We start from the raw sequence: 12,570 nt of genomic DNA, 5'->3' as shown, positions 1-12,570 counted from the left end.
GCGATCGAGATGGCGCGAGTCCTCACCGGCAGACGGCCGGATGCGGGCTGCTTAAAATTGAGGCTTTGGTGGCCGGCTGCGGCCCAGAAAGCCTCCGATGCTTTATCCCCAAGAATTCGACGTGATCGTCGTCGGTGGCGGCCACGCCGGCACCGAGGCGGCGCTCGCCGCTGCGCGGATGGGGTGTGCGACGCTGCTGCTGACGCACAACATCGAGACCCTGGGGCAGATGAGCTGCAACCCATCGATCGGCGGCATCGGCAAAGGCCACCTGGTCAAGGAGATCGATGCGCTCGGCGGCGCCATGGCGCTCGCGACGGACGAGGCGGGCATCCAGTTCCGCATCTTGAACGGCTCCAAGGGCCCGGCCGTGCGTGCCACCCGCGCCCAGGCCGACCGGATCCTCTACAAGGCAGCGATCCGCCGGCGCCTGGAGAACCAGGAGAATCTCTGGTTGTTCCAGCAGGCCGTCGACGACTTGATGGTGGAGGGAGACCGTGTTGTCGGGGCTATAACGCAAGTGGGCGTTCGCTTTCGTAGCAAGACGGTGGTGCTCACGGCAGGAACCTTCCTCGATGGCAAGATCCACGTGGGCCTGCAGAACTACAGCGCCGGGCGCGCCGGCGATCCGCCGGCGCTGAGCCTGTCGGCGCGACTGAAGGAGCTGAAGTTGCCGCAGGGACGGCTGAAGACCGGGACGCCGCCGCGCATCGATGGGCGCACGATCGACTTCGGCCGGCTCGCAGAACAGCCGGGCGATCTGGATCCGGTGCCGGTGTTCAGTTTCATGGGTGATGCAGTGGGGCATCCGCGGCAGCTGCCGTGCTGGATCACGCACACGACCGAGCGCACGCACGAGATCATCCGCAGCGGCTTCGACCGCAGCCCGATGTTCACCGGCGTGATCGAAGGCGTGGGCCCGCGCTATTGCCCCAGCATCGAAGACAAGGTCAATCGTTTCGCCGACAAGGATTCGCACCAGATCTTTCTGGAGCCGGAAGGCCTGACGACCCACGAGTTCTACCCGAACGGCATTTCGACTTCCTTGCCGTTCGACATCCAGCTGGCCGCTTTGCACTCGATGCCGGGGCTGGAGCGCGCCCACATCCTGCGTCCCGGCTACGCGATCGAGTACGACTATTTCGATCCCCGCGGCTTGAGGTCGAGTTTCGAAACCCGGGAGATCGGCGGTCTGTTCTTCGCCGGACAGATCAACGGCACGACCGGCTACGAGGAGGCCGCCGCGCAGGGCCTGTTCGCCGGCGTGAACGCGGCGCGGCAGGTGCAGGGGCGAGACGCCTGGATGCCGAGGCGTGACCAAGCCTATCTGGGCGTGCTGGTCGATGACCTGATCACGAAAGGCGTGACCGAGCCCTACCGCATGTTCACCAGTCGCGCCGAGTTCCGCCTGCAGCTGCGCGAGGACAACGCCGACCTGCGGCTCACCGATACGGGGCGCGAGATGGGTCTGGTCGACGACGCGCGCTGGGATGCATTCAACCGCAAGCGTGATGCTGTTTCACGTGAAACAGGACGGCTCAGGTCGACCTGGGTGAATCCGTCCATCCTGCCGGCCCCGGATGCCGAGCGCCTGGTTGGCAAGGCGCTGGAGCATGAGTACGCGCTGGTCGATTTGCTGCGCCGGCCCGGTGTTGACTTCGATGCCGTGACAGAAGTGGCTCGGATCGCCGCCGATGTGCAGCGCAGCCTCGCGGTGGAGGACGACGCAGGGCCGGCAACGGTGGCCTGGTCGCGAGAGACCTTGCGGTGCGAGCTGGGTGTGGCATTGGCGGATGCCGTGATCCAGCAGCTGGAAATCGCAACGAAGTACGCGGGCTATATCGACAAGCAGAACGAGCAGGTCGAACGTGCGGCGCAGTACGAGGATCTGAGATTGCCCGAGTCCTTGGACTACCGGCAAGTTCCGGCTCTGAGTCACGAGGTGCGTCAGAAGCTGCAAGCGCAGCGTCCAGAGACGCTGGGCCAGGCCGCTCGGATATCGGGTGTGACGCCCGCTGCCATTTCCTTGTTGCTGATTCATCTGAAAAAGGGACGTCATAAAGGCTTCGGCACCGACGGGGCAGAACGAAGCAGTGCCGCGGCATGACGTCCGCACCGGCTGACGACGAGCGGCTGGCGGTCGGGCTGCGGGAAGGGGTTGACGTACTGGGCCTGGCACTGAGCAAGGATCAACAGCGCCAGCTGCTTCAGCACCTGGCGCTCATCGCCCGGTGGAACCGGGTCTACAACCTGACGGCAGTGCGGGATCCGGCTCAGATGTTGACCCAGCATCTGCTCGACAGTCTGGCGGTCGTCCAACCGTTGCGCCGCCACACCGGCGGCGGCGCCATCTCGCTCCTGGACGTGGGCAGTGGGGCCGGGCTGCCGGGAGTGGCAATTGCGGTTGCCTGCCCCGAGGTGGCGGTGAGCTGTGTCGATGCGGTGGCGAAGAAAGCCAGTTTCGTTCGACAGGTGGCGGCCGAGCTGGGGCTGCGAAGATTCTCGGCGCTGCATGCCCGGGTCGAATCGCTGACGGCGAAGAGCTATCAAGTTGTCACGTCGCGCGCTTTTGCGTCGCTCGCAGACTTCGTCGTGCTGACGGAATCCGTGCTGGCGCCCGGTGGGGTGTGGATGGCCATGAAGGGGCAGGTGCCGGACGACGAGATTGCCGCACTCCCGCCGGCGGTCGAGATGTTTCACGTGGAACCACTGCGCGTGCCCGGGCTAGACGCCGAGCGCTGCATCGTGTGGATGTGTCGAAAGGATGATTGATGTGCATGCTCTCCTCGGCCCGTCGGTCTGCTGATTCTCGGTCTTGCGATCACGGCTGCAGTTGGTGCCGTGGAGCGCGCTGCCAGAAAGCGCCGGCGAGCAGGATGTTGCGGTCGGTGGGACGATTTGCTGCCCAGTGACTCGGAATGAACTGCTTCCCGTCGGACAGTGGGTCGGCGACGCCAAGGCGCGTACTGCCCCTCCGAGGACGGTCGCATCGAGGTTCTGAGCTGGTGTCGATTGGGGGAAGCTGGAGGAGCTCCATGGTAGCGCGCATGCTGCATCCGGCTTGGCGATGACAAGCGCCAGCCGCGATCTCCAGTCACAAGCGGTCGTGCTCCCCGCCCGTGATCCGCGGCTTCTGGTTCGCTGGGTGACCGACGCAGACGAGGCGAGAGCCGCGCCGTGTTGGACGTTTCCGTTGTATTGCCGAAACCGTTACGCCGCCTGTGAGAGCCCTGTTCGAGGCAACGGCAGCCGAGAGTTCGCTGACCTTGACCTGAACGCTCACGCCACGGAAAATTCAACCAGTTGAAGAACTGGTTGAAATGGGTGCGAAATGTTGTCCACTGTTGTCGGAGCTTTCGAGGCAAAGACTCATTTGTCCGCTTTGCTCGAGCGCGTGGAGCGCGGTGAAGAAATCGTGATCACCCGTCACGGTCGGCCGGTTGCGCGTCTGATGCCGGTGGCACGGGTGTCCGATGCTCAGGCCGCCGTCGAGCGGTTGCTGCAGATCGGGCGGGACCAGGTGCTCGGGCTCGACTGGAAGGCCTTGCGTGACGAGGGGCGGCGTTGATTCCGGCCATCGTGCTCGACGCGTCGGCGACGCTGTCCTGGTTGTTTTCCGACGAACAGACCCAGGCCTCATGTGAACTGGCGCGTGACGTGGCGCGGCACGGTGCGGTGGTGCCGTCGATCTGGCATGCCGAGATCGCGCAACTGTTGCTGCTCGCAGAGCGACGTGGATGCACCACAATGGAGCGCGTGACGGAAATCGTGGCCTTGCTCGATGAACTGCCGATCGAGACCGAAGCCGACGTGCCGCCACGTGTGCGGCATGAGGTGCTCGAACTGGCGCGCGACCGCAGCCTCAGCACCTGCGACGCGCTCTACCTCGACCTCGCCCGGCGTCGCAGCCTGCCGCTCGCGACGCTGGATCCCGCCCTGAGCCGTGCCGCGCGCGCAATGGGTGTCCGCGTCGCCCTGGGCGACTGAGCCATGGCCAAGATCTTCTGCATCGCGAACCAAAAAGGGGGTGTCGGCAAGACCACCACCACCGTCAACCTGGCGGCCGGCCTGGCGCAGATCGGCCAGCGCACGCTCGTCGTCGATCTCGATCCCCAGGGCAACGCGACCATGGGCTCGGGCATCGACAAGCGCACGCTCGAGCTGTCGATCTACGATGTGTTGCTCGAATCGGCCTCGGTCGCCGAGGCGCGCCGGCGCTCGGAGAAAGGCGGCTACGACGTGCTCGGATCGAACCGCGAACTGGCCGGCGCCGAGGTCGAACTGGTCGCGCTCGAACGACGCGACCAGCGGCTCAAGACGGCATTGGCCGGTATCGACGGCGAATACGACTTCGTGCTGATCGACTGCCCGCCGTCCTTGAGCCTGCTCACGCTCAATGGCCTGTGCTCGGCGCACGGCGTGGTGGTGCCGATGCAGTGCGAGTACTTCGCGCTCGAGGGCCTGTCCGACCTGGTCAACACCATCAAGCAGGTGCACGCGAACCTCAACCCGGAGCTGCAGATCATCGGCCTGCTGCGCGTGATGTTCGATCCACGCATCACCTTGCAGCAGCAGGTCAGCGAGCAGCTCAAGGCGCACTTCGGCAACAAGGTGTTCGACACCGTGATCCCGCGCAACGTGCGCCTCGCCGAGGCACCGAGTTACGGACTGCCGGGCGTTGTGTTCGACCCGCAGTCGAAGGGCGCGCAGGCTTTCGTCCAGTTCGCGGGCGAGATGGTGGCGCGCATCGCGACCCTGCGCTGAGAGGTGCGGTGGGCGACCCCCTCACCACCCCGCCGCTCGCGCCGCAGGATGGTGGCGAGACTCCTGGCTTGTGCTCCCAGTTGCTGGCGCGCATCGAGGACGCCGGGCTCAACGCCTCTGCCCCGCCGCAGCAGCGGCTGCTGGGCGGGTGGGTGCTGAGGTTGTCGCCGGGCAAGGCCAAGCGTGCGCGCTGTGTCAATGCGCTGGGCGTCGGCCAGCTGCCGCTGGACGAACTGCTGCAGCGGGCTCAGGCCGCCTTCGAGGCCAGGGGCTTGCCCTTCATCGTGCGTATCACCCCATTCACCCAGCCGTCGACGCTCGACGGCGAACTCGAAGCGCGTGGCTTCGTGCGCTTCGATGACACCCAGGTGATGATACGAACGGCCTTGTCCGTGCCGCTGCTGCCTCCGCTGCCTGCCGGATGCAGGCTGGAGTTGCCCGGCCCTGCGGCTTTTGCCGACGCGGTGGGAGGACTGCGCGGCTCGCCGCTGGCGCAGCGACAAGCGCACGCGGACCGCCTGCACAGCGCGCCGGTGTCCTGCGTGGGCATGCTGCTGCGGCGCGATGGGGAGCTGCTGGCCTGTGGCCAGATCGCTCTCGAGGACGATCTGGTGGGGCTCTACGACGTGTTCACCGCGCCAGCCGGCCGACGGCAGGGGTTGGCGGGTCTGCTCTGCCGTCATCTGCTGGCGACGGCTTGCCGGCGTGGCGCGCGGACCGCCTACCTGCAGGTCGAGGCCGACAATGGACCGGCGCGTCGCGTGTACCGGCGACTCGGCTTCGTCGATGGCTACGCCTATCACTACCGCAGCCCGGGCCCGATCGTTGCGTGAGGGTGCTGCGCGGCGGCCGTTCGCGCAAGCCTCAGCTGCCACAGACCGCACTCCGTACAGCATGAATGACGCGCCGTCCCCCGTCCTGCTACTGCCAGGTTGGCAGAACTCCGGTGCATCGCATTGGCAGACGTTGTGGGAACAGCGCTATGGCTACATGCGGGTTGAACAGGACGACTGGCAGCGGCCACGGCGCGGTGACTGGATGGCGCGCCTGGAGGAGGTGCTGCTCGCTGCCGATCGGCCGTGTTGGCTGGTGGCGCACAGCCTGGGCTGCCAGCTCGTGGCCGCCTGGGCGGCGCACACCCGGCATGGCAGTCGCGTGCGCGGCGCGCTGATGGTGGCACCGCCCGACACGGAGCGCGAGGACATGCCACCGCAGCTGCACTCCTGGCGGCCCGTGCCTCGCCAGCACCTGCCGTTCCGTGCCACGATGGTGATCAGCGCCGACGACCCCTACTGCACGCTGCGGCGCGCCGGCACGATGGCGCAGGACTGGGGGGCGACCCTGGTGGTGGCCGGCGCGCTGGGGCACCTCAATGGCGAGTCGGGGCTGGGCAGCTGGGACGAGGGTCATCTGCTGCTGACGGCGCTGCGCTCGACCTGAGCGTACCGAAAGCCGCGCGCAGGCCATGATGTGCGGCGTCGGGTCGGGGAGAATGGGGCGCATGGTCACCAAAAAACCCAAAGGCCTCGGCCTCGGCCTTGAAGCGCTGCTCGGGCCCAAGGCGCAAGACGCACCGGTGCCGGGTAGCGGCGACGGCTTGCCCACGACCCTGAAGCTCACCCAGCTGCAGTCCGGCAAGTACCAGCCACGCACGCGCATGGACGAGGGTTCGCTGTACGAGCTGGCCGAAAGCATCAAGAGCCAGGGCGTGATGCAGCCGATCCTGGTGCGCCCCGTCGGTGACGCGAAACAGGGGCGCTACGAGATCATCGCTGGCGAGCGCCGCAGCCGTGCCGCCAAGCTGGCCGGCCTGAGCGAGGTGCCGGTGTTGGTGAAGAACGTGTCCGACGAGTCGGCCGCGGTCATGGCGCTGATCGAGAACATGCAGCGTGAAGACCTGAATCCGCTCGAGGAAGCGCAGGGCCTCAAGCGGCTGACGGACGAGTTCGGTCTGACGCACGAGCAGGCGGCGCAGGCGGTCGGACGCTCGCGCAGCGCCGCCAGCAACCTGCTGCGGCTGCTGAACCTGGCCGAGCCGGTGCAGCAGATGCTGATGGCCGGCGACCTCGACATGGGGCATGCGCGTGCCTTGCTGGTGCTCGAGCGGGCCCAGCAGATCACCGCGGCGCACGAGATCGCCGCGAAGAAGCTGACGGTGCGCGACGCCGAGAAGCTGGTGGCCCGCGCCACCGCTGGCGGGCGCCAGACCCAGCTACTGCGCGGCAAGCAGGCCAAGTCGCGCGATATCGTGCGCCTGGAGGAAGAGCTGGCCGATCGGCTGACGGCTGCGGTCGAGATCCGCGTCAAGAAGCGCAGCAAGCGCGGCGAGCAGGGCGAGGTCGCGATCGCTTTTGGCTCGCTCGACGAACTGTCGGGCTTGCTCGACAAGCTGCGTGGCTCAGCGGCCGGCTGACGCCGTCGCCGCTGCGCGCTACTGATGCCGCCACGCGCCGGACGGTGAACCGGCGCCGGGCTCGTGCGTTGAACGGTCATGCGCAATTGCTGGTCGAACGGGGAACCACATCCGGCTTGCAGGGCTCCCACGCGACGACTGGCGGATTGCGCCGGAAAGGGGCATGCTATTTGCAGAGCCGGTTGCAGGATGACATTCTTGCAATTGACCGGGAAAGCGCCCTGTATTGCTGGCGCCACGAACCGCGAGGATGCATGATCGTCGAGACCGCTTGATCGATAAACCGCAGGCAGCGCTGCACTGCACAGTGGCCAGACCTCGAACCCCGATGGCAGGCCGACCACGTGGCGACGCCGCCTCCTGAACATGGAACGGAGGATGTGATGGATGTGATCAGCAGCTTTGCGGCGCGCTACGAGCGCAGTCGCGAGGAAGAATTCACGCTCGAGGAGTACCTCGACATCTGCCGGCGCGAGCCGGTGGCTTACGCCACGGCGGCCGAGCGCATGCTCAAGGCCATTGGCGAACCCGAGCTGTTGGACACCCGCAACGACCCGCGCATGTCGCGGCTGTTCGCGAACAAGGTGATCAAGCGCTACCCGGCCTTCGCCGAGTTCTACGGCATGGAAGACGCGATCGAGCAGGTCGTGTCCTACTTCCGGCACGCCGCGCAGGGCCTAGAGGAGCGCAAGCAGATCCTCTACCTGCTCGGCCCGGTCGGCGGCGGCAAGAGCTCGATCGCCGAGCGGCTCAAGCAGCTGATGCAGGACGTGCCGTTCTACGCGATCAAGGGCTCCCCGGTGAACGAATCGCCGCTCGGCCTGTTCGATGCGGTGGAAGACGGCCCGATCCTCGAGAAGGAGTACGGGATCCCGGCGCGCTACCTGAACCGCATCCTCAGCCCCTGGGCGGTGAAGCGGCTCGACGAGTACGGTGGCGACATCCGCCAGTTCAAGGTCGTCAAGCGCCATCCGTCGATCCTGAAGCAGGTCGGCGTCAGCAAGACCGAGCCAGGCGACGAGAACAACCAGGACATCAGCTCGTTGGTCGGCAAGGTCGACATCCGCAAGCTCGAGACCTATGCCCAGGACGATCCTGACGCCTACAGCTACTCGGGCGGGCTGTGCCTGGCCAACCAAGGGCTGCTCGAATTCGTCGAGATGTTCAAGGCGCCGATCAAGGTGCTGCACCCGCTACTGACCGCGACCCAGGAAGGCAACTACAAGGGCACCGAAGGCTTCGGCGCGATCCCCTTCGACGGCATCATCCTCGCGCACAGCAACGAGAGCGAGTGGAAGACCTTCCGCAACAACAAGAACAACGAGGCCTTCCTCGACCGCATCTACATCGTCAAGGTGCCGTACTGCCTGCGCATCAGCGAAGAGGTGAAGATCTACGACAAGCTGATCCGCGGCTCGTCGCTGAGCGAAGCGAAGTGCGCGCCGGGGACGCTGAAGATGATGGCCCAGTTCGCGGTGCTGTCGCGGCTGAAGGAGCCCGAGAACTCGTCGCTGTTCAGCAAGGCCCTGGTCTACGACGGCGAGAGCCTGAAGGACACCGACCCCAAGGCCAAGAGCTATCAGGAGTACCGCGACTACGCCGGCGTCGACGAAGGCATGAGCGGCGTCTCGACACGCTTCGCGTTCAAGATCCTGTCGAAGGTCTTCAACTTCGACTCGAGCGAGATCGCCGCGAATCCGGTGCACCTGATGTACGTGCTCGAGCAGCAGATCGAGCGCGAGCAGTTCCCCACCGAGACCGAGCAGAAATACCTCGGTTTCATCAAGGAGTTCCTGGCGGCGCGCTACGCCGAATTCATCGGCAAGGAGATCCAGACGGCCTACCTGGAGAGCTATTCCGAGTACGGTCAGAACATCTTCGACCGCTACGTCACCTACGCCGACTACTGGATCCAGGACCAGGAGTACCGCGACACCGACACGGGCGAGGTGTTCGACCGTGGCTCGCTGAACGGCGAACTCGAGAAGATCGAGAAACCGGCCGGCATCTCGAACCCGAAGGACTTCCGCAACGAGATCGTCAATTTCGTGTTGCGCGCGCGTGCCAACAACGCAGGCAACAACCCGCTGTGGACGAGCTACGAGAAGCTGCGCACGGTGATCGAGAAGAAGATGTTCTCGAACACCGAGGAGTTGCTTCCGGTGATCAGCTTCAACGCCAAGGCCAGCGCCGACGAGGCGAAGAAGCACGAGGATTTCGTCAACCGCATGGTGCAGAAGGGCTACACGCCCAAGCAGGTGCGCCTGCTGTGCGAGTGGTACCTGCGCGTGAGAAAGAGTTCCTGATGATGGTCCCGAGACGCGTGCGGCGGCGCCCCGAGCGCTGACCGCGACCTTCACATCGAGCAACACGCATGGCGCTTCAGCAGATCATCGATCGCAGGCTCGCAGGCAAGAACAAGTCCATTGGCAACCGCGAGCGCTTCCTGCGCCGCCACAAGACGCAGATCCGCGAAGCCGTGCGCAAGGCGGTCAGCGGCCGGGGTGTCCGGGACATCGAGCAGGGCGAGGACATCACCCTGCCCAAGCGCGACGTCTCCGAGCCGCTGTTCGGGCACGGGTCCGGCGGCAAGCGCGAGATGGTGCACCCGGGCAACAAGGAGTACGTGCGCGGCGACCGCGTCAAGCGACCGGAAGGCGGTGGCGGGCAGGGCGGCGGCTCGCAGGCAAGCGATTCGGGTGAGGGGGACGACGATTTCGTCTTCCACCTCACCAAGGAAGAGTTCATGCAGGTCTTCTTCGACGACCTGGCGCTGCCCAACCTGGTGAAGACCCAGCTCGCCGAGACGCCCGAGTACAAGAGCCAGCGTGCCGGCTTCACCAGCGATGGCACGCAAAGCAACCTGCACGTGGTGCGCTCGATGCGCGGCGCGATCGGGCGGCGCATCGCGCTCGGTGCCGAGGCGCGGCGCGAGTTGCGCCACCTCGAGGCGCAACTCGCGAGTCTGAAGAAGCATGCCCGGCTCGACAGCGGCTGGGTCGACCTCGATCCCGGGTATGGGCTGCGCCAGCGAGAGATCAAGGACCTCGAGGCCCGCATCGAGTTGCTGCGCCAGAAGGTCGCGCGCATCCCCTATCTCGATCCGATCGACCTGCGCTACCGCAGCCGCATCAAGGTGCCGGTTCCGACCACCAAAGCCGTGATGTTCTGCTTGATGGACGTGTCGGGATCGATGGACGAAGCGCGCAAGGACCTCTCCAAGCGCTTCTTCATCCTGCTCTACCTGTTCCTGACGCGCCACTACGAGCGCATCGATCTGGTCTTCATCCGCCACCACACGCAGGCGCAGGAAGTCGACGAGGAGGGCTTCTTCCACTCCACCGAGACCGGCGGCACGGTGGTGTCGAGCGCGCTGGTGCTGATGGAGGAGATCATCCGGGCGCGCTACCCGACCAGCGAATGGAACATCTACGGTGCCCAGGCCAGCGACGGCGACAACTGGCATCACGACAGTGGGCGCTGCCGCGAGATCGTGTCCACGCAGCTCATGCCGCTGTGCCGCTACTTCGCCTATGTGCAGGTGGCCGAGCCGGAGCAGAACCTGTGGGAGGAGTACGCTCAGGTTGCCGAGGCGCACCCCCATTTTGCGATGCGCAAGGTGCTCGAACCGTCGCAGATTTATCCCGTCTTCCGTGAACTGTTCAAGAAGGAAGGCGCAACATGACTGGTCGGGAGCGCCGCGAACGGGCGCTGCGGCGGCGCAAGGAGTCGTCATGACACGCAAGCAAGAAGCCGCGTCGGCCGCGACGCCCGACCTTTTCACCGAAGCGGATGTCCCGGTGGTTCCCCGCGTGCGCGCCGCGAGCGATATGGTTGCGCGACCGCGTGCCACTGCGCGGCTGCCGAGTTCCAGCGACTGGACTTTCGAGCTGATCGACCAATACCACGACGTGATCCGCGAGACGGCCAGGAGCTACGGCCTGGACACCTATCCGAACCAGTTGGAGATCATCACCGCCGAGCAGATGATGGATGCCTACGCGTCGGTCGGCATGCCCGTGAACTACCGCCACTGGAGCTACGGCAAGGAGTTCATCGCCACCGAGAAGAACTACCGCCGCGGCCACATGGGCCTGGCCTATGAGATCGTCATCAACTCCAACCCCTGCATCAGCTACCTGATGGAGGAGAACTCGCTGGCGATGCAGGCGCTGGTGATCGCTCACGCGGCGTACGGGCACAACAGCTTCTTCAAGGGCAACTACCTGTTTCGCATGTGGACCGATGCGTCGTCGATCATCGACTACCTCGTCTATGCGAAGAACTACATCGCCGAATGCGAGGAGCGTCGCGGCCTCGACGCGGTGGAAGACCTGCTCGACAGCTGCCATGCGCTGATGAACCACGGCGTCGACCGCTACCGCCGCCCGACCAAGCTGTCGCTGGCCCAGGAGCAGACACGACGCACCGAACGGGAGGCCTACGCGCAACAGCAGGTCAACGACATGTGGCGCACGCTGCCGCGGCGTGCGGAGCCCGCCACCGAGGAATCCAATGCTCAGCGCTACCCGGCCGAGCCGCAGGAGAACCTGCTGTACTTCATCGAGAAGAACGCGCCGCTGCTCGAGCCCTGGCAGCGTGAGGTCGTGCGCATCGTGCGCAAGGTCGCGCAGTATTTCTATCCGCAGCGCCAGACCCAGGTCATGAACGAAGGGTGGGCCACCTTCTGGCACCACCGCCTGCTCAACACGATGTACGACAACGGTCACCTGGCCGACGGCATGATGGTCGAGTGGCTGAAGTCGCACACCAACGTGATCTACCAGCCGCCGGTCGGTCATCCGGCCTACAGCGGCATCAACCCCTATGCGCTGGGCTTCGCGATGTACACCGACATCAAGCGCATCTGCGAACAGCCGACCGAGGAAGACCGTCACTGGTTCCCGGAGATCGCGGGCGCCGACTGGCTCGTCACGCTCGATCACGCGATGCGCAATTTCAAGGACGAGAGCTTCGTCGGCCAGTACCTGTCGCCGCGTCTGATGCGCGAGCTGCGTTTGTTCGCGGTGGTCGACGATGAGCAGGAGTCCGAACTCGAGATCTCGGCGATCCACGACGAGTCCGGCTACCAGCGCTTGCGCGAGGCGCTGTCGCACCAGTACGACCTCGGGCAGCGCGAACCCAACATCCAGGTCTGGAACGTCAACCTTCGCGGTGACCGCTCCCTGGTGCTGCGACACACCCAGCACAACGACCGCCCCCTGAACGACCAGACGACCGAGGTGCTCAAGCACGTGGCCCGACTGTGGGGTTTCGACGTGCACCTCGAGAGTGCCGACAGCGCGGGCGAGGTCACCAGGAAGTGGACGGTGCCGGCGCCGCCGAACTGAGCGGCGCGACACACATTCACGCGGCGGGTCGTATCGAGTGAT

At 65.6% G+C, this 12,570-nt stretch carries 11 protein-coding genes; all 11 read left to right on the top strand.

Features of this window, described 5'->3' with window-relative positions; genetic code table 11:
* Positions 1-97: 97 nt before the first annotated feature.
* Positions 98-2,107, top strand: coding sequence for a tRNA uridine-5-carboxymethylaminomethyl(34) synthesis enzyme MnmG (gene mnmG / locus ACQY9S_RS16290; protein WP_428421042.1), 2,010 nt, complete (start codon positions 98-100; stop codon positions 2,105-2,107).
* Positions 2,104-2,772: a 16S rRNA (guanine(527)-N(7))-methyltransferase RsmG gene (gene rsmG / locus ACQY9S_RS16285; RefSeq protein WP_428421041.1), complete on the top strand. Its 669-nt coding sequence runs from the start codon at positions 2,104-2,106 to the stop codon at positions 2,770-2,772. Before mnmG ends, rsmG begins: the two co-directional genes overlap by 4 nt.
* Positions 2,773-3,331: 559 nt before the next feature.
* On the top strand, positions 3,332-3,568 hold the full coding sequence (locus tag ACQY9S_RS16280) for a type II toxin-antitoxin system Phd/YefM family antitoxin (RefSeq protein ID WP_428421039.1): 237 nt from the start codon (positions 3,332-3,334) through the stop codon (positions 3,566-3,568).
* Positions 3,565-3,987, top strand: a complete 423-nt coding sequence (locus ACQY9S_RS16275; protein WP_428421037.1) for a type II toxin-antitoxin system VapC family toxin — start codon at positions 3,565-3,567, stop codon at positions 3,985-3,987. The genes ACQY9S_RS16280 and ACQY9S_RS16275 overlap by 4 nt, the downstream gene beginning before the upstream one ends.
* A 3-nt stretch (positions 3,988-3,990) precedes the next feature.
* The gene (locus ACQY9S_RS16270; RefSeq protein ID WP_428421035.1) at positions 3,991-4,764 is read left to right on the top strand and encodes a ParA family protein; all 774 of its coding nucleotides are present in this window, start codon (positions 3,991-3,993) and stop codon (positions 4,762-4,764) included.
* 8 nt (positions 4,765-4,772) lie between these two features.
* Positions 4,773-5,597, top strand: coding sequence for a GNAT family N-acetyltransferase (locus tag ACQY9S_RS16265; protein WP_428421033.1), 825 nt, complete (start codon positions 4,773-4,775; stop codon positions 5,595-5,597).
* A 61-nt stretch (positions 5,598-5,658) separates the two neighbouring features.
* Positions 5,659-6,204 carry an RBBP9/YdeN family alpha/beta hydrolase gene (locus ACQY9S_RS16260; RefSeq protein WP_428421032.1) on the top strand — a complete coding sequence of 182 codons (546 nt, stop codon included), beginning with the start codon at positions 5,659-5,661 and terminating at the stop codon, positions 6,202-6,204.
* A 61-nt stretch (positions 6,205-6,265) separates the two neighbouring features.
* Positions 6,266-7,177: a ParB/RepB/Spo0J family partition protein gene (locus ACQY9S_RS16255; RefSeq protein ID WP_428421031.1), complete on the top strand. Its 912-nt coding sequence runs from the start codon at positions 6,266-6,268 to the stop codon at positions 7,175-7,177.
* Positions 7,178-7,560: 383 nt separating this feature from the next.
* Entirely contained in the window at positions 7,561-9,483 is a 1,923-nt protein-coding gene (locus ACQY9S_RS16250; protein ID WP_428421030.1) for a PrkA family serine protein kinase, read from the top strand.
* A 68-nt stretch (positions 9,484-9,551) separates the two neighbouring features.
* Positions 9,552-10,862, top strand: coding sequence for a YeaH/YhbH family protein (locus tag ACQY9S_RS16245; RefSeq protein ID WP_428421029.1), 1,311 nt, complete (start codon positions 9,552-9,554; stop codon positions 10,860-10,862).
* A gap of 145 nt (positions 10,863-11,007) precedes the next feature.
* The gene (locus ACQY9S_RS16240; protein WP_428425782.1) at positions 11,008-12,528 is read left to right on the top strand and encodes a SpoVR family protein; all 1,521 of its coding nucleotides are present in this window, start codon (positions 11,008-11,010) and stop codon (positions 12,526-12,528) included.
* Positions 12,529-12,570 lie beyond the last annotated feature (42 nt).

The sequence above is a fragment of the Methylibium sp. genome, assembly GCF_965279545.1.
GTDB lineage: Bacteria > Pseudomonadota > Gammaproteobacteria > Burkholderiales > Burkholderiaceae_C > Methylibium.
Note: the sequence above shows the minus strand (reverse complement) of the source record. Positions and strands in the feature narration are given on the sequence as shown.

What these genes read in the sequence shown, in the direction of transcription:
- mnmG (WP_428421042.1), top strand. Translation starts at nt 98, where the DNA reads ATGCTTTATCCCCAAGAATTCGACGTGATCGTCGTCGGTGGCGGCCAC.
- rsmG (WP_428421041.1), top strand. Translation starts at nt 2,104, where the DNA reads ATGACGTCCGCACCGGCTGACGACGAGCGGCTGGCGGTCGGGCTGCGG.
- ACQY9S_RS16280 (WP_428421039.1), top strand. Translation starts at nt 3,332, where the DNA reads ATGTTGTCCACTGTTGTCGGAGCTTTCGAGGCAAAGACTCATTTGTCC.
- ACQY9S_RS16270 (WP_428421035.1), top strand. Translation starts at nt 3,991, where the DNA reads ATGGCCAAGATCTTCTGCATCGCGAACCAAAAAGGGGGTGTCGGCAAG.
- ACQY9S_RS16260 (WP_428421032.1), top strand. Translation starts at nt 5,659, where the DNA reads ATGAATGACGCGCCGTCCCCCGTCCTGCTACTGCCAGGTTGGCAGAAC.
- ACQY9S_RS16255 (WP_428421031.1), top strand. Translation starts at nt 6,266, where the DNA reads ATGGTCACCAAAAAACCCAAAGGCCTCGGCCTCGGCCTTGAAGCGCTG.
- ACQY9S_RS16250 (WP_428421030.1), top strand. Translation starts at nt 7,561, where the DNA reads ATGGATGTGATCAGCAGCTTTGCGGCGCGCTACGAGCGCAGTCGCGAG.
- ACQY9S_RS16245 (WP_428421029.1), top strand. Translation starts at nt 9,552, where the DNA reads ATGGCGCTTCAGCAGATCATCGATCGCAGGCTCGCAGGCAAGAACAAG.
- ACQY9S_RS16240 (WP_428425782.1), top strand. Translation starts at nt 11,008, where the DNA reads ATGGTTGCGCGACCGCGTGCCACTGCGCGGCTGCCGAGTTCCAGCGAC.